The following is a 17,869-nucleotide window of genomic DNA, read 5'->3' as shown; positions in this document are numbered from 1 at the left end:
CGGCCGGCGTCAGTCGACCAGGTCCCGGACCACGGCGTCGGCCAGCAGCCGGCCCCGCAGGGTGAGCACGGCGCGCCCGGCCGCGTACGGGCCCGGCTCCAGCAGGCCGTCCTCCACGGCGCGGCGGGAGGCCGCCAGGCCGGCCGGGGCCAACAGGGACAGCGGGCAGCCGTCCACGAGCCGGAGCTCCAGCAGGATCCGCTCGACGCGCCGGTCCTCCTCGGACAGCTGCTCGCGGCCCGCCCCGGGGGAACGGCCCCCGGCCAGCGCGGCCGCGTAGGCGCCGGGGTGCTTCACGTTCCACCAGCGCACGCCGCCCACGTGGCTGTGCGCGCCGGGGCCCGCGCCCCACCAGTCCGCGCCCCGCCAGTACAGCTCGTTGTGCAGGCAGCGGCCGGCCTCGGAGGTGGCCCAGTTGGAGACCTCGTACCAGGAGTAGCCGGCCGCGGCGAGCACCTCGTCCGCGATCAGGTACCGGTCCGCGTGGACGTCGTCGTCGGTCATGGGGACCTCGCCGCGGCGGATCCGGCGGGCGAGCTGGGTGCCCTCCTCGACGATCAGGGCGTACGCCGAGACGTGGTCCGGGCCGGCGCCGAGCGCGGCGTCGAGCGAGGCGCGCCAGTCGTCGTCCGACTCCCCCGGAGTGCCGTAGATCAGGTCCAGGTTGACGTGCTCGAAGCCGGCCCGGCGGGCCTCTGCGACGCAGGCCTCGGGGCGGCCCGGGGTGTGCGTGCGGTCGAGCACCTTCAGGACGTGCTGCTTCGCGCTCTGCATGCCGAAGGAGATCCGGTTGAAGCCGCCGGCCCGCAGCTCGGCCAGGTACGCCGGGTCGACGGACTCCGGGTTGGCCTCGGTGGTGATCTCGGCGTCCTCCGCCAGGCCGAACTCGTCCCGGATCGCCGCGAGCATGCGGACCAGGTGCGCGGCGGGCAGCAGGGTCGGCGTGCCGCCGCCGACGAACACCGTGCGGACGGCCCGCGGGTCGTCGCCGAGGACCTTGCGGGCGAGGCGGACCTCGTCGACCAGGGTGTCGGCGTAGTTCTCCCGGGAGGCGAGCACGCCGCCGGAGCCGCGCAGCTCGGTCGCGGTGTAGGTGTTGAAGTCGCAGTACCCGCAGCGGGTGGCGCAGTACGGGACGTGCAGGTAGAACCCGAGCGGACGGTCCCCGGCGCCGGCCAGGGCGTGCGACGGCAGCGCGCCGTCTTCGGGCATGGGCTCGCCGTCGGGCAGTGCGGAAGGCATGCCCCCATTGTCCCGTACGCGGGCAGGGGGCCCGGCCGCGCGGCCGCCCGGGCAGCCGCGCGGCGGTGGGGCCCGACGTGCCGCCGGGCCCCGTACCGCAGGGCTCAGGCCTCGCGGGCGCCCTCGTACATCTCGTCGATCAGGTGCTTGAACTCACGCTCGACGACAGGCCGCTTCAGCTTCAGGCTGGGCGTGAGGTCGCCGTGCTCCACGTCGAGGTCGCGCGGCAGGATCCGGAACTTCTTGATCGTCTGCCAGCGCTGGAGCCCCTCGTTGAGGGTCTGCACGTAGGTCTCGACCAGCCGGTTCGTCTCCGGGGCGGCCAGCACCTCGGCGTACGACTTGCCTTCCAGCCCGTTCTCGGCGGCCCAACCGAGGATCGCCGCCTCGTCGAGGGCGACGAGGGCGGAGCAGAAGTTCCGGTCGGCGCCGTGCACGACGATGCTCGACACGTACGGGCAGATCGCCTTGAACTGGCCCTCGATCTCGGCCGGCGCGACGTACTTGCCGCCGGAGGTCTTGATCAGGTCCTTCTTGCGGTCCGTGATGCGCAGGTAGCCGTCGGGCGAGAGCTCGCCGATGTCGCCCGTGTGCAGCCAGCCGTCCTCCTCCAGCACCTCGGCGGTCTTCTCGGGCTGACCGTGGTAGCCCTGCATGATGCCCGGGCCGCGCAGGAGGATCTCGCCGTCGTCGGCGATGCGGACCTCGGTGCCGGGGAGCGGCTTGCCTACCGTTCCGGTGCGGTAGGCCTCGCCGGGGTTGACGAAGGAGGCCGCGCTGGACTCGGTCAGGCCGTAGCCCTCCAGGATGTGGATGCCGGCGCCGGAGAAGAAGTAGCCGATCTCGGGGGCCAGGGCGGAGGCGCCGGAGACGGCGGCGCGCAGCCGGCCGCCGAAGGCCTCGCGGAGCTTGGAGTAGACGAGGGCGTCGGCGATCTTGTGCTTGGTGGTGAGGCCGAAGGGGGCGGTGGCCCGGCCGGTGCGGCGGTAGTTGTCCTGCGTGACCTTGGCGTACTCGCGGGCGACGCCGACGGCCCACTGGAAGATCTTGTACTTGGCACCGCCGCCGGCGCGGGCCTTGGTCGCCGCGCCGTTGTAGACCTTCTCGAAGATGCGCGGGACGGCCGCCATGTAGGTGGGCTGGACGACCGGCAGGTTCTCGACGATCTTGTCGATGCGGCCGTCCACGGCGGTGACGTGCCCGACCTCGATCTGGCCGGAGGTCAGGACCTTGCCGAAGACGTGCGCGAGCGGCAGCCACAGGTACTGCACGTCCTCGGCGGTGATCAGGCCGGTGGCCACGGTCGCCTTGGCCATGTACGACCAGTTGTCGTGCGGGAGCCGTACGCCCTTGGGGCGGCCGGTGGTGCCCGAGGTGTAGATGAGGGTGGCGAGCTGGTCGGCGGTGATGGCGCCGATGCGCTCCTCGACCGCCTCCGGGTACTCGGTGAGGTACTGCTTGCCGCGGGCCTCCAGATCGGCGAGGGAGATCACCCAGCCCTCCGGGTCGCCCTCGGCGGGGACCGCATCGGCGGCCTCCACGACCACGACGTGCCGCAGGTCCGGCAGGTCGGCGCGGCGCTCGCGGGCCTTGGCCAGCTGGGCGGCGTCCTCGGCGATCAGCACCCGGCTGGCGGAGTCCTCCAGGATGAACGCGGACTCGTCGGCGTTGGTGCTGGGGTAGATGGTGGTGACCGCACCGCCCGCGCACATCACGCCCAGGTCGCTCAGGATCCACTCGACGCGGGTGTTGGAGGCCAGCGCGACGCGTTCCTCCGACTTGAGGCCCAGGTCGATCAGGCCGGCGGCGATGGCGAAGACCCGTTCGGCCGCCTGGCCCCAGCTCAACGACCTCCAGTCGTCGGGGCCGCTGCCGGAGGCGGGGGGCACCGGGTACCGGTAGGCCTCGGCGTTGGGCGTGGCGGCGACACGCTCCAGGAAGAGGGCCGCCACGGTGGGCGGACGGTTCTCGATCAGGGTCTGTGTGTCGCTCACGGACGTCCTCCGGACCACGCGGCAGGGCTGCCGTCCCGGGGGCGGGCGGCGGCTTCCGACAGGGCTGACAGCGAAATTCGCGGCCAAGGGGGTGTAACTGGCGGGTAACCAACGGCAGTGATCAGGGTAGGGGCCCTCCGCCTGACGCGTAAGAGCCCTTGAGCCGCCGATTCATAACGAAACAGGCCCCCGCATGTGTACGCGGGGGCCCGTTCGGGACGCAGTGGCCGGGTGGCCGGCGGCGAACTGCTACTTCTTCTTGCCGCCGGAATCGTCACTCGACAGGACGGCGATGAAGGCCTCCTGGGGGACCTCCACGGAGCCGACCATCTTCATGCGCTTCTTGCCTTCCTTCTGCTTCTCCAGCAGCTTCCGCTTACGGGAGATGTCACCGCCGTAGCACTTGGCGAGGACGTCCTTACGGATGGCGCGGATGGTCTCGCGGGCGATGACCCGGGAACCGATCGCGGCCTGGACCGGCACCTCGAAGGCCTGCCGCGGGATCAGCTCGCGCAGCTTCGCCACCAGGCGCACGCCGTACGCGTAGGCGGCGTCCTTGTGGGTGATGGCGGAGAACGCGTCGACCTTGTCGCCGTGGAGCAGGATGTCCACCTTGACCAGGCTGGCGGACTGCTCGCCGGTGGGCTCGTAGTCGAGGGAGGCGTAGCCGCGGGTCTTGGACTTCAGCTGGTCGAAGAAGTCGAAGACGATCTCGGCGAGGGGCAGGGTGTAGCGGATCTCGACCCGGTCCTCGGAGAGGTAGTCCATGCCGAGCAGGGTGCCGCGGCGGTTCTGGCACAGCTCCATGATCGAGCCGATGAACTCGGTCGGCGCGAGGATCGTGGCGCGCACGACCGGCTCGAACACCTCCGAGATCTTGCCCTCGGGGAACTCGCTGGGGTTGGTGACCGTGATCTCGTTGCCGTCCTCCAGGACGACCCGGTAGACCACGTTCGGCGCGGTGGCGATCAGGTCCAGGCCGAACTCGCGCTCCAGGCGCTCGCGGACCACGTCCAGGTGGAGCAGGCCGAGGAAGCCGACGCGGAAGCCGAAGCCGAGGGCCGCCGAGGTCTCCGGCTCGTACACCAGGGCGGCGTCGTTGAGCTGGAGCTTGTCCAGGGCCTCGCGCAGCTCGGGGTAGTCGGACCCGTCCAGCGGGTACAGGCCCGAGAAGACCATGGGCTTGGGGTCCTTGTAGCCGCCCAGCGCCTCGGTCGCGCCGCCGGACTGCTGGGTGATCGTGTCACCGACCTTCGACTGGCGGACGTCCTTCACACCCGTGATCAGGTAGCCCACCTCGCCGACGGAGAGGCCGTCGGCGGGCAGCATCTCGGGCGAGTTGCAGCCGATCTCCAGCAGCTCGTGGGTGGCGCCGGTGGACATCATCCGGATGCGCTCGCGCTTGTTGAGCGTGCCGTCGACCACACGGACGTAGGTCACCACGCCGCGGTACGAGTCGTAGACCGAGTCGAAGATCATCGCGCGGGCGGGCGCGTCCTTGACTCCGACCGGCGCCGGGACGGTCTGCACCACGCGGTCGAGGAGCGCGTCCACGCCGACGCCGGTCTTGGCGGAGACCCGCAGCACGTCGTCGGGCTCGCAGCCGACCAGGTTCGCCAGCTCCTCGGCGAACTTCTCCGGCTGGGCCGCCGGCAGGTCGATCTTGTTGAGCACCGGGACGATGGTGAGGTCGTTCTCCATCGCCAGGTAGAGGTTGGCGAGCGTCTGCGCCTCGATGCCCTGGGCGGCGTCCACCAGCAGGATCGTGCCCTCGCAGGCGGCGAGGGAGCGCGAGACCTCGTAGGTGAAGTCGACGTGCCCGGGGGTGTCGATCATGTTGAGGATGTGCGTCTTGCCCACCCCGTCGCCCGAGGTGGGTGCCCAGGGCAGACGGACCGCCTGGGACTTGATCGTGATGCCGCGCTCACGTTCGATGTCCATGCGGTCGAGGTACTGGGCACGCATCTGCCGCTGGTCGACGACACCGGTGAGCTGCAGCATCCGGTCGGCAAGCGTCGACTTGCCGTGGTCGATGTGCGCGATGATGCAGAAATTGCGGATCAGCGCCGGGTCGGTACGGCTCGGCTCGGGCACGTGGCTGGGGATGGCGGGCACGCAGTGTCCTGATTCTCGGGTCGCAGAAGCGTTGGGTCGGATCTGTACGCAGGTTCCATGGTCCCATGGACGGGGCAGTGCGCTCGGTTTGGGCCACCGCGAGGGCCCCTGGTAGCCTGGGCAGCTGTGTCTCGTACGCCCTCCGGACGAAGTCTGGGGGAGGGACACGACCGGAAGATCAAACTCTGAACCTGAAAAGGCTCTTTCGTGGCGAACATCAAGTCCCAGATCAAGCGGATCAAGACGAACGAGAAGGCGCGCCTGCGCAACAAGTCCGTCAAGTCCGAGCTCCGCACCTTCATCCGCAAGGCCAACGAGGCCGTCGTCGCCGGCGACGTCGAGAAGGCCACCGCTGCGGCGCGCGTCGCCTCGCGGAAGCTGGACAAGGCTGTGTCGAAGGGTGTCATCCACAAGAACGCCGCCGCCAACAAGAAGTCGGCGCTGGCCTCCAAGGTTGCCTCCCTCCAGGGCTGAGCACTCGATGTGATCGCCGGGAAGGACCCAGCGGGCCCTCTCATCCGCTCCTGACCGGCACCCCAGCGCCGCACGCGGCCTGCGTTCGCCACGCGGGTGCGGCGCACAAGCCAGTAACCGAAGGCCCCGGCCACCTCCCTTTCCCCAGGGGGGCGTCCGGGGCCTTCGGCCTGCCCGGGCCCGTACGGCATCGACGCGGGTGGGGGCGCCGATCCCGCCCCGTCGGCTCCGGACGCGGCCGCTGCCCCGTGCGGCGGCACCACGCCGACCGGCCCCGGTCAAGCCGGCAGCGGGCCCGGGAAAGCCCGCGCGGACGCCCGGCAGGCTTGCGGGGCGGCCAGTACGCGGGGGCAGGGGCAGGGGCGGTCAGAACGCGGGGCGGCGGGGGCGGGCTGCGCGGGCGACGGCCACCACGGCCTTCTCCAGGGCGTACTCCGGGTCGTCGCCGCCGCCCTTGACACCTGCGTCGGCCTCGGCGACCGCGCGAAGGGCATCGGCGACCCCGTCGGCCGACCAGCCGCGCATCTGCTGGCGCACGCGGTCGATCTTCCACGGCGGCATGCCCAGGTCGCGGGCCAGGTCCGCGGGGCGGGCGCCCCGCGGGGCGGAGGCCAGCTTGCCGATCGCCCGGACCGCCTGTGCGAGGGCACTGGTGATCAGCACCGGGGCCACCCCCGTCGCCAGCGACCACCGCAGGGCCTCCAACGCCTCCGCGGCGCGCCCCTCGACCGCCCGGTCGGCGACCGTGAAGCTCGACGCCTCGGCCCGGCCGGTGTAGTAGCGGCCGACCACGGCCTCGTCGATGGTGCCCTCGACGTCCGCGCAGAGCTGCGCCACGGCGCTCGCCAGCTCCCGCAGGTCGCTGCCGATCGCGTCGACCAGCGTCTGGCAGGCCTCCGGGGTCGCCGAACGGCCCAGCGTGCGGAACTCGCCGCGCACGAACGCCAGTCGGTCCGCCGCTTTCGTCATCTTCGGGCAGGCGATCTCCCGGGCCCCTGCCTTGCGGGCCGCGTCCAGCAGCCCCTTGCCCTTCACGCCGCCCGCGTGGAGGAGAACGAGCACGATCTCCTCGACGGGCGCGGCGATGTACGCCTTGACCTCCTTGACCGTGTCCGCGGACAGGTCCTGCGCATTGCGTACGACCAGCACCTTCCGCTCGGAGAACAGCGAGGGGCTGGTGAGCTCGGCCAGTGTGCCGGGCTGGAGCTGCTCGGACGTCAGGTCGCGGACGTCCGTGTCGGCGTCGGCGGCGCGGGCTGCCGCCACCACCTCGCGTACGGCGCGGTCGAGCAGCAGGTCCTCCTGCCCCACCGCGAGGGTGAGCGGGGCGAGCGGATCGTCGGTGGAGTTCTTCCTGGTGGCCATCGCCCCCAGCATCCCACGCCGCACCGACAGTCCTCCGCGCCGCGTACCCGAGAATGGTCGCGTGAACGTGCGACATGTACTGGTGCTGCCCGACCGCGACGCCGCGGAGGAGGTGGCCGAGGAGGTCGTCGACCGCTTCGGCCCGGACGAGGAACCGCAGCTGGTCCGCGACGCCCTGGCCGGCGAGGACGACGCCGAGGACGCCCAGTGGCTGGTCGTCGTCGAGGACCCGGGGAAACGGCTCGACGCCGGGGCACTGGACGGCCTCGCCGCAGAGTACGAGGGCTGGCTGGAGGCCCCGTAGGGCCCGGCTCAGGCCTTGCGGACGATCTGCACGTCCAACGTCACGTCCACGCTCGAACCGATGGCCGCGATCCCGTTGGCCAACACCGACTGCCAGTTCAGGGCGAAGTCCTCGCGGTGGAGTTCGGCTGAGGCCCGGCAGGCGGCACGCGGCTCGCCCTCCAGGCCCGTGCCCAGCCCCAGGTAGGTGGTGTCCAGGGTCACCGACCGGCTGGTGCCGTGGAGGGTCAGCGCGCCCGCCACGGCCCAACGGCTGCCGCTGCGGTGGATGAACCGCTCGCTGTAGAACTCCACGGTCGGGTAGTGGGCCGCGTCCAGGAAGTCCGCCGACCTCAGGTGGTCGTCCCGCATCTTCAACCCGGTGTCGATGCTCGCCGCGTCGATGATCACGTGCATGGAGGAGTCCTCCATGCGGTCGCCGATACGCACCGCCCCGGCGAAGGTGTTGAACCGGCCCCGGATCCGGGCGAGTCCGATGTGGCGGGCCGTGAACGCGATGGACGAGTGCCCCGGGTCGAGCTCCCAGTGCCCCGGCTGGGGCAGCAGCGGCGGCTCCACCGCGTCCAGGATGATCTCCGCGGTGCCGGCCTGGGTCGTGTCTCCCACGATGGTGGCCCCGTGGAACGGGGCGTAGCCCTCGGCGGTGACCGTGAGCCGGTACTCGCCCTCCGGTACGGCCGCCGCGAACCCGCCGTACGGGTCGGTCTCGCCGCTGACGACGTGTCGGCCGATCGGGTCGGTCACCTCGAACGCGGCCTGACGGACCGGCTGGTGGACGGTGTCCAGGACCCGGCAGCTGAGCAGGTGCGCCGCATGAGGCAGCGTCAGCGTCGCGGTGGTGTGCGAGACGGCGCTTCCGGCCGTCTCCTTCCCTCTTCGGCGTACGAACATGGTTGGTGCACCCCCGTGCTGTGTGGACATGTCCCGCTGTGGCGAAGACGCATTCGATCATGCTGTGGGGTTGTGGGCAAACAGAACACGGGCGCCCCGTACGGGCGGTTCGGCGCCGACTCCCCCGCGACGGGAAGGCGGTCAGCCGGGGCCCACTGCCGGTGATCGCGACGGAGCCGTGGGTGTCCGTGCGCAGGACCGTCGCGCCCAGCGACCGAAGCCGCCGGAGGGTGGCCGGGGCCGGGTGTCCGTAGCGGTTCCCCTCGCCCACCGGGACGACCGCGAGTCGGGGCCGGACCCGCTCGTGCAGGGCGGGGTCTTGGTGTGCGGAGCCGTGGTGGGCGACCTTGAGGACGTCGACCGGCCCCAGTTCCGGGTGGTCGCCCAGCAGGGCCTGTTGGGCGGGCGGTTCGAGGTCGCCGAGCAGCAGCAGGGTCAGCCCGGTCGTGCGTACGAGCAGGGCCACGCTCGCGTCGTTCGGACCGCCGGTCGGCGGTCCGCCGGGCGGTGGCCACAGCACCTGCCAGGTGAGCGGCCCGGCACGGCGCAGCTCACCCGCCGCGGCCGCCGCGACGGGCACGCCGGCTGCCGCCGCGGTCCGCCGGACGAACCCCGCCTGTCCGGCCGGCTCGTCCAGCGTGGTGGTCTGGATGACGCCCACCGCCCGGCCCCGCAGCACCCCCGGCAGACCCCCGACGTGGTCGGCGTGGAAGTGGGTCAGCAGCAGCAGCGGCACCCGCCGCACGCCGAGGACGCGCAGGCACTCGTCCACGGGTCCCGGTTCGGGGCCCGCGTCCACCACCACGGCCGTGCCGGGACCGGCGGCGAGCACGGCGGCGTCCCCCTGCCCGACCGCGCACTGCACGTACCTCCAGTCGGGCGGCGGCCAGCCGGTGAGGGTGCGGCTGAGCTGCGGCGGCCGCAGCACGGCCAGGAACAGCAGCAGGCACAGCGCGCAGCACGCCCACGGCCGGCGGAGGAGCCGCCTGCCGAAGGCCACGGCGGCCACCGTCACGGCGGCCAGTAGCAGCCCGCCACCCAGACCGCCCGGCCAGGCCGACTCGGCCCCCGGCAGCCGCGCCCCGGCCCGGGCCACGGCGGCGATCCACCCGGCGGGCACCGCCGCGCACCGGGCGAGCAGCTCCGCGGCGGGCGGGCACAGCGGCGCCACCGCGAGCACCGCGAAGCCGAGTACGGTCGCCGGGCCCGCCGCGAGCTCGGCGAGCAGGTTGCAGGGCACCCCGACCAGGCTCACCCGCGCGGACAGCACAACGACCACGGGGGCGCACACGGCCTGGGCAGCGGCGGCGGCCCCCAGCGCCTCCGCGAGCCGCGGCCGCATCCCGCGCCGTCGCAGGGCCTCGCTCCAGCGCGGGGCGAGCACCAGCAGGGACCCGGTGGCCAACACGGACAGCAGGAACCCGGGGCTGCGGGCCAGCCAGGGCTCGTGGAGCACCAGCAGCAGTACGGCGGCGGCCAGGGCGGGGAGCAGGGACCTGCGCCGGCCGGTGGCGATGGCCAGCAGGGTGAGCGCCCCGCAGGCCGCGGCCCGCAGCACGCTCGGCTCCGGCCGGCACACGATGACGAACGCCAGCGTCAGGGCCGCACCCGCGAGGGCGGTGGCCCGCAGGGACAGCCCGAGCCGCGGGGCGAGCCCGCGCCGCTCGGCCTGCTGTGCGCGGGCCGGCGGCCCGAGGAGCAGGAACAGCACCACGGTCAGGTTCGACCCGGAGACGGCCAGCAGGTGCAGCAGGTCGGTGGCCCGGAACGCCTCCTCCAGGTCGGGCGGCACCCGGGAGGTGTCCCCGACCACGAGGGCCGGCAGCAGGGCCCTGGCGTCCGGTGCGAGGCCGTCGCTGGCCTCCCGCAACCCGGCCCGCAGCCGCCCGGCCAGCCGCTGGACGGCGTCGGGCCCTCCGGTCACCCGGGGCCCGGCGTCGCCCGCCGGCCGCAGCAGCGCCACGGGCCGTTCCCCGTCCCGCCCGGGCGCGAGGCGGGCCTCCACCGCGACCCGGGTGGACGGCAGCAGCCCGCCCCAGCCGGGATGCCCGGCCAGGACGCGGACCGGCGTCGCGACCCGGATCGGGGTACCGCCGGGCACGGACACCCGGGTCACCTCCGCGTCCAGCACCACCACGGGCGGGCCGCCACCGGTACGGGCGCTCCGCGGGTCGGAGACGACCGTGAGCTCGGCGAGGACCCCGGCGTGGTCCCGGGCCAGGCCGGCGACCGGCCCGGCTCGCGCCTCCGCCCGGGCGAGGGCCGCCACTCCGGCCCCGGCGGCCGCGCACAGCAGCACGAGGGCGGCGGCCGTCGCGGCCCGCCACAGCCGGTCCGGGCGGCGGCAACCGGCGAGGAGGAGCAGCCCGGCGGCCGCCACCCCGACGCCAGCCCCGGCAGCGCCCCACCCGGCCGGCACGTCGAGGGCGACGGCGGCCGCCGCCCAGGCGGCCAGGGCGGGCACGACCAGCCGCAGGTCCACGGGCCCCGCGCCCTCCGCCCGCTTCACGGCCGCACCAGCTTGCGCAGGTCGGCGAAGCGGCGCTCGCCGATGCCGTTGACCTGGCGGAGCTCGTCCACCGACCGGAAGCCGCCGCGGGCGGTGCGGAAGTCGACGATGTGCTGCGCCAGCACCGGCCCTACCCCGGGCAGCGCGTCCAGCTGCTCCACCGTGGCCGTGCCGAGGCTCAGCGGGCCGGCGGCCGGCCCGCCTACCGCCGGTGCGGGGGGTGCCGGGCCCCCGACCACCACTTGTTCGCCGTCGACCAGCACCCGCGCCCGGTTGAGCCCGGTGGTGTCCGTGCCGGGTGTGGCTCCCCCGGCGGCGGCGAGCGCGTCCTCCACCCGGGACCCGGCGGGCAGCCGCCGCACTCCGGGGTCGCGGACCTTGCCGCTGACGTCGACCACGATCGGGGAGCCGCTCGCGGCGGTGCCGGGCTGCCCGGGAGCCGGGCCCGGGGACGGGGACGGGGCGGGTGCCGTGACCGGGGTGACGGCAGAGGGCGCGGTCACCGGCTGCGGCCGGGCCGACCAGTACTGCTGGACCCCGACCCCCACGGCGATCACCAGGACCACCGCGACGGCGCCCACGGCGCGCGGCCGGACCTCCAACCGGGCCTGCACCCACAGCGGCAGCCGCTCCCGTACGGCAAGCCACCCCGGGCCACCGGGCGTTCGCCCCGCCCCGGTCGGTGCCGGTGGCTCCGGGTCCGAGACCGGCGGCGTTGTCGGTGGCGGCGCCGGCGCCTGCGCCTGCGCCCGTGTCGGTGTCGGTGTCGGGTTCGGTGGAAAGGACACCGGTCGCAGCGGCGTCAACGGCAGCGGCGACGCCAGTGGCACCAACGGCGGCGGTGGCGGCGGCTGTACCGGACGAGGCGGTGGTGTCGGTAACGGCAACGTCGATGACGGCGGCTGTGCCGGTGCTCCCGCCGCCGGTGGCGCGGCCGCGCCGCCGCCGAGAAGGGCTTCTGCCCGGCGGCGCACGGCCGCTGCGGCCTCGTCCCCGGGCGCAGCCGCCCGTCTGCGGAAGCGGGCCTCCGCGCGGCTCCGGCGGTGTCGGGCACGGCTGTAGGAGGGACGGGAGCGGCCGGGCCCGACGGGGGCACCGGGGCGGTACGAACTGCGCGTGCGAAGAGTCATGCCACGACGGTAGGGAGGAACCCCGACCGCCGTTCGGAATCCTCAACTCCGGTGGACGTCCGGCCCCTTGTGGACAACCGCGCCACCCGTTCCGGTGATTAGCGGGGTGAGACGACCGCCGCCAGCAGCCCCGGCCCCGTGTGCGCGCCGATCACCGCGCCGACCTCGCTGACGTGCATGTCGACCAGGCCGGGGATGCGCTCCTGCAGCCGCTCCGCGAGCTTCTCCGCCCGCTCGGGCGCTGCGAGATGGTGCACGGCCACGTCGACGTCGGCCGTCCCGGCCCGCTCGACGGCCAACTCCTCCAGCCTGGCGATGGCCTTGGAGGCCGTCCTCACCTTCTCCAGCATCTCGATGCGCCCGCCGTCCAGTGTGAGCAGCGGCTTCACCGCGAGGGCTGAGCCGAGGAGGGCCTGGGCGGCCCCGATGCGCCCGCCCCGCCGGAGGTAGTCGAGGGTGTCGACGTAGAAGTACGCCGACATGTCCGCGGCCCGCTTCTCGGCGGCGGCCACGGCCTCGTCGACGGAACCGCCCGTCTCGGCCGTCTCGGCGGCGGCCAGGGCGCAGAATCCGAGGGCCATCGCGACCATGCCCGTGTCGACCACCCGCACCGGGACGGGGGCGGTCTTCGCGGCGAGCACGGCGGCGTCGTAGGTGCCGGAGAAGTCCGAGGACAGGTGCAGGCTGACGATCCCCTTCGCCCCGGCCTCTGCGGCCGCCCGGTAGGCCCGTACGAACTCTTCCGGGCTCGGGCGGGAGGTGGTGACCGAACGGCGCTTCTGCAGGGCCAGGGCCAGGCTGCGCGCCGAGATCTCGGTGCCCTCTTCGAGGGCCTCGCCGCCGACGACCACGGTCAGCGGGACGGAGGTGATTCCGTGCCGCGCCATGGCCGGTGGGGGCAGGTAGGCCGTGGAATCGGTGACGATCGCGACATCGCGGGACATGAGGCGGAGGTTACCGCCACGGGGCCTGCAACGGCAGCTCGACCCCCTCCCACCACAGACCTGATCACGGCGCGGTCTGCGCCCGGCCGGGGTCGCCGCCGCCTGCAACCGGCCGGGGCCCGGCCCCGCCCCGCCCCGGCCCCTTCTCAGGGCCGGCGGCCGGGTTCTCAGGGCCGGCGGCCGGGTCGGTCCGGCCGTCTCAGGTCGTCGTCTCGGGGCGGGCGTTCTTCTGCCACGGGTACTGCGGGGCCTGCGCGGCGGGGTTCAGCGCCGGTGCGGGGGAGGGAGCCTGCTGCCGCTCCCGGGCGTCCTGCCCGGCGCCCGCGCCCGGTGCAGTCCCCGACGTCCCCGATCCCGCTCCGGACGGTCCGGAGGCACCCTCACCGGCGTCCCACGCCGCCGCAGCGGCCGCGAGGTCGTCCAGCGGGTCCCGGCGGGAAGCCCAGTCCCGCAGCGCGTCCGACTCCGCCTCGATCTGCGTCGACAGCGTCGACAGGTCGTCGTCGGCGAACCGGCGGGCCCGGTCGCGCGCGGCCCATCGCAGCGACTCCGCACCCTGCGTGATCTTCGCCACCCGCTCCCGCAGGTCCGGCAGGGCCCGGGCGACCCGCGCCCGGTCCGGCTCCTGCTCCAGCCGCTTCAGCTCGTCGTCCAGCTCGTGCCCGTGCGCGCTCAGCCGCTCGAACAGGGCGAGCGACTCCTTCAGTGAGGCATCCGTACGGGCGCCCTCGGTCAGGGCCTCCTGTGTGGCCCGCATCGACGTCCGCAGGTCCAGGCGCAACTGGGCCAGCGACCCGCCGACCCCGACCTGGCCGAGGCTCTTCGCCTTGAGGGCCGTGTCCTCGACGGTCCGCTTGGCCTGCGTGATCGTACGGTCCACGCCGCGCTTCGCCGCACCGACCGCCTTCACCGTGGCCCATGCGCCGAGCCCCAGGAAGGCGAACAGCATCACCAAGGCGAACATGATGATCAACGCGCCCGCATCCATGAGGGCCCCTTCCCCTGCCGTTTTCCGTCCCCTCCACCGTAAACGCCACGGGCAGGCCAGGGGTTCCAATCGAACCCCCAACCTGCCCGTACGGGAACACCCCGACGTCAGGGCCAGCCGTCAGACGACGATGTTCACGAGCTTCGGCGCGCGCACGATGACCTTGCGGATCTCGGCGCCGCCCAGCGCCGCCACCACGGCCGCGTCGCCCAGCGCCAGCTGCTCCAGGTCGCCCTCGGAGATCGCCGGCGGCACCTCCAGACGCGCCTTGACCTTGCCCTTGATCTGCACGACGCAGGTCACGGTCTCGTCCACGACGTACGCCGGGTCGGCCACCGGGAAGTCCTGGTGCACGACGGACTCGGCGTGGCCCAGGCGGTGCCACAGCTCTTCCGCGATGTGCGGGGCCAGCGGGGCGACCAGCAGGACCAGGCGCTCGGCGACCGAGCGCTCCAGCGGCCGGCCCGCCTTGGTCAGGAAGTTGTTCAGCTCGGTGATCTTCGCGATGGCGGTGTTGAAGCGCAGGCCCGCCATGTCCGACCCGGCCCCGTCGATCGCCTTGTGCAGCGCGCGCAGGGTGTCCTCGCCGGGCTCTCCGTCGACGACGGTGACCTGGCCGGTCTCCTCGTCCACGATGTTGCGCCACAGCCGCTGCAGCAGCCGGAACTGGCCGACGACGGCGCGGGTGTCCCACGGGCGCGAGACGTCCAGCGGACCCATCGCCATCTCGTACAGGCGCAGGGTGTCGGCGCCGTACTCCTCGCAGATCTCGTCCGGCGTGACGGCGTTCTTCAGGGACTTGCCCATCTTGCCGTGCTCGCGCTTGACCGGCCGGCCGTCGTGGAAGTACCCGCCGTCGCGCTCCTCGACCTCGGCCGCCGGAACGTACACGCCGCGCTCGTCGGTGTACGCGTACGCCTGGATCATGCCCTGGTTGAACAGCTTGTGGAACGGCTCCGCCGAGGAGACGTGGCCCAGGTCGAACAGCACCTTCGACCAGAAGCGGGCGTACAGCAGGTGCAGCACCGCGTGCTCGGCGCCGCCCACGTACAGGTCGACGCCGCCGTGCGGCGCGCCCTCGCGCGGGCCCATCCAGTACTGCTCGACCTCCGGGTCGACCAGGGCCGAGGCGTTGTGCGGGTCCAGGTAGCGCAGCTCGTACCAGCAGGAACCGGCCCAGTTGGGCATGGTGTTGGTCTCGCGGCGGTACGAACGGACGCCGCGCCCGTCGCCCAGGTCCAGTTCGACGTTGACCCAGGCCTCGTTGCGCGACAGCGGGGTCTCCGGCTTGGAGGAGGCGTCGTCGGGCTCGAAGGTGCGCGGCGAGTAGTCCTCGACCTCGGGCAGTTCCAGCGGCAGCATCGACTCGGGCAGCGCGTGGGCGACGCCGTCCTCGTCGTAGACGATCGGGAAGGGCTCGCCCCAGTAGCGCTGACGGCTGAACAGCCAGTCGCGCAGGCGGAAGTTGACGGTGCCCTCGCCGATGCCCTGCTCGGCCAGCCAGGCGGTGACGGCGGCCTTGGCGTCGACGACGGTCAGGCCGTCCAGCGAGATGCCCTCGCCGGTCGAGTTGATGACGGTGCCGTCGTACGAGGTGAAGGCGTCGTCCCACTCGGCCGGGTCGGCGTCACGGTCGTCGGAGGGCTCCACGACGCAGCGGACCGGCAGCTCGAAGGCCTGCGCGAAGGCGAAGTCACGGGAGTCGTGGGCCGGGACGGCCATGATCGCGCCGGTGCCGTAGCCCATCAGCACGTAGTCGGCGATGAAAACGGGGACCTGGTCGCCGCTGACCGGGTTGGTGGCGTAGGCGCCGGTGAAGACACCCGTCTTGTCCTTGGCCTCGGCCTGGCGCTCGACCTCGGACTTGGCGGCGGCCTGCTTGCGGTAGGCGTCCACGGCCTCGCCGGGGGTGGCGGATCCGCCGGTCCACACCTGGTGGGTGCCCTCGGGCCATTCGGCCGGGACGATCTTCTCGACGAGCGGGTGCTCGGGCGCCAGGACCATGTAGGTGGCGCCGAACAGGGTGTCGGGGCGGGTGGTGAAGACGGTGATGGCGTCGCCGCCGACGGCGAAGTCGACGCGGGCGCCCTCGCTGCGGCCGATCCAGTTCCGCTGCTGCAGCTTGATGGCCTCGGGCCAGTCCAGTGCGTCCAGGTCGTCCAGCAGCCGGTCGGCGTAGGCGGTGATCCGCATGTTCCACTGGCTCAGCCGGGCCTTGAAGACCGGGAAGTTGCCGCGCTCGGAACGGCCGTCCGCGGTGACCTCCTCGTTGGCCAGGACGGTGCCCAGGCCGGGGCACCAGTTCACGGGCGCGTCCGAGGGGTACGCCAGGCGGTACTCGTCCAGCACGCCGGCCCGCTCGACGGGGGTCAGGTCGGCCCAGGTGCGGCCGCCGGGGACTTCGCGGGAGCCGTCTTCGAAGGAGGCGACCAGCTCGGCGATCGGGCGGGCCTTCTTCGCATCGGTGTCGTACCAGGAGTTGTAGATCTGCAGGAAGATCCACTGGGTCCACTTGTAGTAGTCCGGGTCGATCGTCGCGAAGGACCGGCGCTTGTCGTGGCCCAGACCCAGCCGGCGCAGCTGGGCCTTCATGTTCTCGATGTTCGCCTCGGTGGACACGCGCGGGTGCGTACCGGTCTGTACGGCGTACTGCTCGGCGGGCAGGCCGAAGGCGTCGAAGCCCAGGGTGTGCAGGACGTTGTGGCCGGTCATCCGCTGGTGGCGGGCGAAGACGTCGGTGGCGATGTAGCCCAGCGGGTGGCCCACGTGCAGACCCGCACCGGACGGGTACGGGAACATGTCCATGATGAACTTCTTGGGGCGCGCGACGACCGCCGGGTCACCGGACAGGTCGCCGGTCGGGTTCGGGGCCTCGTAGGTGCCCTGCGCGTCCCATACGTCCTGCCAGCGTGCCTCGATGTCGGCGGCCACGGCAGCCGTGTAACGGTGCGCCTCGGCCGCCTCGGGGGCCGGGGTGTTCGTCTCGCTCATGTTTTCGGAAGCTCCATCGATCGTCTCTGCCGGCTCTGCTCACTCAAACGGATCCGCTCGCTCAAACGAAAAAGCCCCTCGCACAGGAGGGGACGCCGCGCCGATGCCGACCATGTCGAGGGTCGGTACTGATCAGCGCGGCTCGGTAAGCAGAAGGCGTACGGCACGCATGGCGCCAGGGTACCGCAGCGGTCCCGACGGCCGCTCGCCCGTTCCGCACAACGAGAAGCGGGCCACCCGATCCGGGTGACCCGCTTCCTCACTGTGGAGCTAAGGAGAATTGAACTCCTGACCTCTTGCATGCCATGCAAGCGCTCTACCAACTGAGCTATAGCCCCTTGTTTCTCTCTGCCGCCGGGCCCCTTCTCAGTTTCCCTTGCCGGTTCCCCCTGGCGACATCGAGAACATTACACGGCCCTGACCCAACTCCCAAAATCGGTTTCCCGAGAGGTCGATCTGCCCGTTTCGTCCTGTCAGGCGCGGGCGAACTGGTAGAACCGCTTGAGCGTGCAGTGCTCGTCGAGGAGCCGGCCGTAGATCGGCTCGCCCTCCAGCTCCCGGTACGTCTCGATCGGGTCGCCCTTTATGATCAGCGCCCGCGCGCATTCCTCGCACCAGTACTGGTAGTCGGGGTTGACCGGGTCCATGTCCCGCACGATCGGCGTGCCGTTGTTGCACCAGTCGCACCGCCGCCGGTGTGCACCCATCCGTCAGCGACTCCCTCCCGCGTCGGGCCGTCGACTCCCCCGCCGGCCGTCCGATTCTGCCACGCGGGTGCGCGGCAGGTCAGCAAGCGCACAAGGATCAAACGCCGAGGATCCCGCCCCCTGTTGGGGACGGGATCCTGATTGTGGAGCTAAGGAGAATTGAACTCCTGACCTCTTGCATGCCATGCAAGCGCTCTACCAACTGAGCTATAGCCC

At 72.7% G+C, this 17,869-nt stretch carries 12 protein-coding genes, 2 tRNA genes and 1 pseudogene; 2 read left to right on the top strand and 13 right to left on the bottom strand.

Annotation, left to right across the window (positions count from 1 at the left end):
* Positions 1 to 9 precede the first annotated feature (9 nt).
* From hemW to lepA, 3 genes are all read right to left on the bottom strand, one after another.
* The gene (hemW, locus tag ACFV7Q_RS27980; RefSeq protein WP_385432400.1) at positions 10 to 1,242 is read right to left on the bottom strand and encodes a radical SAM family heme chaperone HemW; all 1,233 of its coding nucleotides are present in this window, start codon (positions 1,240 to 1,242) and stop codon (positions 10 to 12) included.
* A gap of 104 nt (positions 1,243 to 1,346) precedes the next feature.
* A complete protein-coding gene (locus ACFV7Q_RS27975; protein ID WP_385432398.1) occupies positions 1,347 to 3,236 on the bottom strand; it encodes an AMP-dependent synthetase/ligase in 1,890 nt (629 codons plus the stop codon).
* Positions 3,237 to 3,485: 249 nt separating this feature from the next.
* Entirely contained in the window at positions 3,486 to 5,351 is a 1,866-nt protein-coding gene (lepA, locus tag ACFV7Q_RS27970; protein ID WP_385432396.1) for a translation elongation factor 4, read from the bottom strand.
* Between the two features lie 207 nt (positions 5,352 to 5,558).
* Between lepA and rpsT the strand changes: the two genes are divergently transcribed.
* Complete coding sequence (gene rpsT / locus ACFV7Q_RS27965; RefSeq protein WP_361083950.1) at positions 5,559 to 5,825, top strand: 30S ribosomal protein S20; 267 nt, start codon at positions 5,559 to 5,561, stop codon at positions 5,823 to 5,825.
* 366 nt (positions 5,826 to 6,191) lie between these two features.
* Here the strand turns inward: rpsT and holA are convergent, their stop codons facing one another.
* On the bottom strand, positions 6,192 to 7,190 hold the full coding sequence (holA, locus tag ACFV7Q_RS27960; protein ID WP_385432394.1) for a DNA polymerase III subunit delta: 999 nt from the start codon (positions 7,188 to 7,190) through the stop codon (positions 6,192 to 6,194).
* A 61-nt stretch (positions 7,191 to 7,251) separates the two neighbouring features.
* Here holA and ACFV7Q_RS27955 point away from each other — a divergent pair, with 61 nt between their 5' ends.
* Positions 7,252 to 7,494: a hypothetical protein gene (locus ACFV7Q_RS27955; protein WP_385432392.1), complete on the top strand. Its 243-nt coding sequence runs from the start codon at positions 7,252 to 7,254 to the stop codon at positions 7,492 to 7,494.
* A gap of 8 nt (positions 7,495 to 7,502) precedes the next feature.
* On the opposite strand, the gene ACFV7Q_RS27950 is transcribed toward ACFV7Q_RS27955, so the two are convergent.
* The 9 genes and pseudogenes from ACFV7Q_RS27950 to ACFV7Q_RS27910 all read right to left on the bottom strand — a co-directional run bounded on the left by ACFV7Q_RS27950 (position 7,503) and on the right by ACFV7Q_RS27910 (position 17,869).
* Positions 7,503 to 8,384 (bottom strand): YceI family protein, encoded by an 882-nt coding sequence (locus ACFV7Q_RS27950; protein ID WP_385432391.1) that lies wholly within the window; start codon positions 8,382 to 8,384, stop codon positions 7,503 to 7,505.
* A 136-nt stretch (positions 8,385 to 8,520) separates the two neighbouring features.
* A pseudogene (locus ACFV7Q_RS27945) lies at positions 8,521 to 10,893 on the bottom strand (ComEC/Rec2 family competence protein); the annotation flags it as partial.
* Positions 10,890 to 11,474 carry a helix-hairpin-helix domain-containing protein gene (locus ACFV7Q_RS27940; protein ID WP_385432389.1) on the bottom strand — a complete coding sequence of 195 codons (585 nt, stop codon included), beginning with the start codon at positions 11,472 to 11,474 and terminating at the stop codon, positions 10,890 to 10,892. The pseudogene ACFV7Q_RS27945 and the gene ACFV7Q_RS27940, both read right to left, overlap by 4 nt.
* A gap of 647 nt (positions 11,475 to 12,121) precedes the next feature.
* The gene (locus ACFV7Q_RS27935) at positions 12,122 to 12,967 is read right to left on the bottom strand and encodes a DegV family protein (protein WP_385432387.1); all 846 of its coding nucleotides are present in this window, start codon (positions 12,965 to 12,967) and stop codon (positions 12,122 to 12,124) included.
* Positions 12,968 to 13,166: 199 nt separating this feature from the next.
* Complete coding sequence (locus tag ACFV7Q_RS27930) at positions 13,167 to 13,955, bottom strand: hypothetical protein (protein WP_385432386.1); 789 nt, start codon at positions 13,953 to 13,955, stop codon at positions 13,167 to 13,169.
* Between the two features lie 120 nt (positions 13,956 to 14,075).
* On the bottom strand, positions 14,076 to 16,946 hold the full coding sequence (leuS, locus tag ACFV7Q_RS27925) for a leucine--tRNA ligase (protein ID WP_385432385.1): 2,871 nt from the start codon (positions 16,944 to 16,946) through the stop codon (positions 14,076 to 14,078).
* 265 nt (positions 16,947 to 17,211) lie between these two features.
* A tRNA-Ala gene (locus ACFV7Q_RS27920) sits at positions 17,212 to 17,284 on the bottom strand.
* Positions 17,285 to 17,419: 135 nt separating this feature from the next.
* Positions 17,420 to 17,653 carry a hypothetical protein gene (locus ACFV7Q_RS27915; protein WP_008738908.1) on the bottom strand — a complete coding sequence of 78 codons (234 nt, stop codon included), beginning with the start codon at positions 17,651 to 17,653 and terminating at the stop codon, positions 17,420 to 17,422.
* Between the two features lie 144 nt (positions 17,654 to 17,797).
* Positions 17,798 to 17,869: transfer RNA gene (locus ACFV7Q_RS27910), tRNA-Ala, on the bottom strand.

The organism is Streptomyces sp. NPDC059851 (assembly GCF_042732005.1).
Lineage (GTDB): Bacteria > Actinomycetota > Actinomycetes > Streptomycetales > Streptomycetaceae > Streptomyces.
The sequence above is the reverse complement of the archived record's forward strand: the minus strand, read 5'-3'. Positions and strand labels throughout refer to the sequence as shown.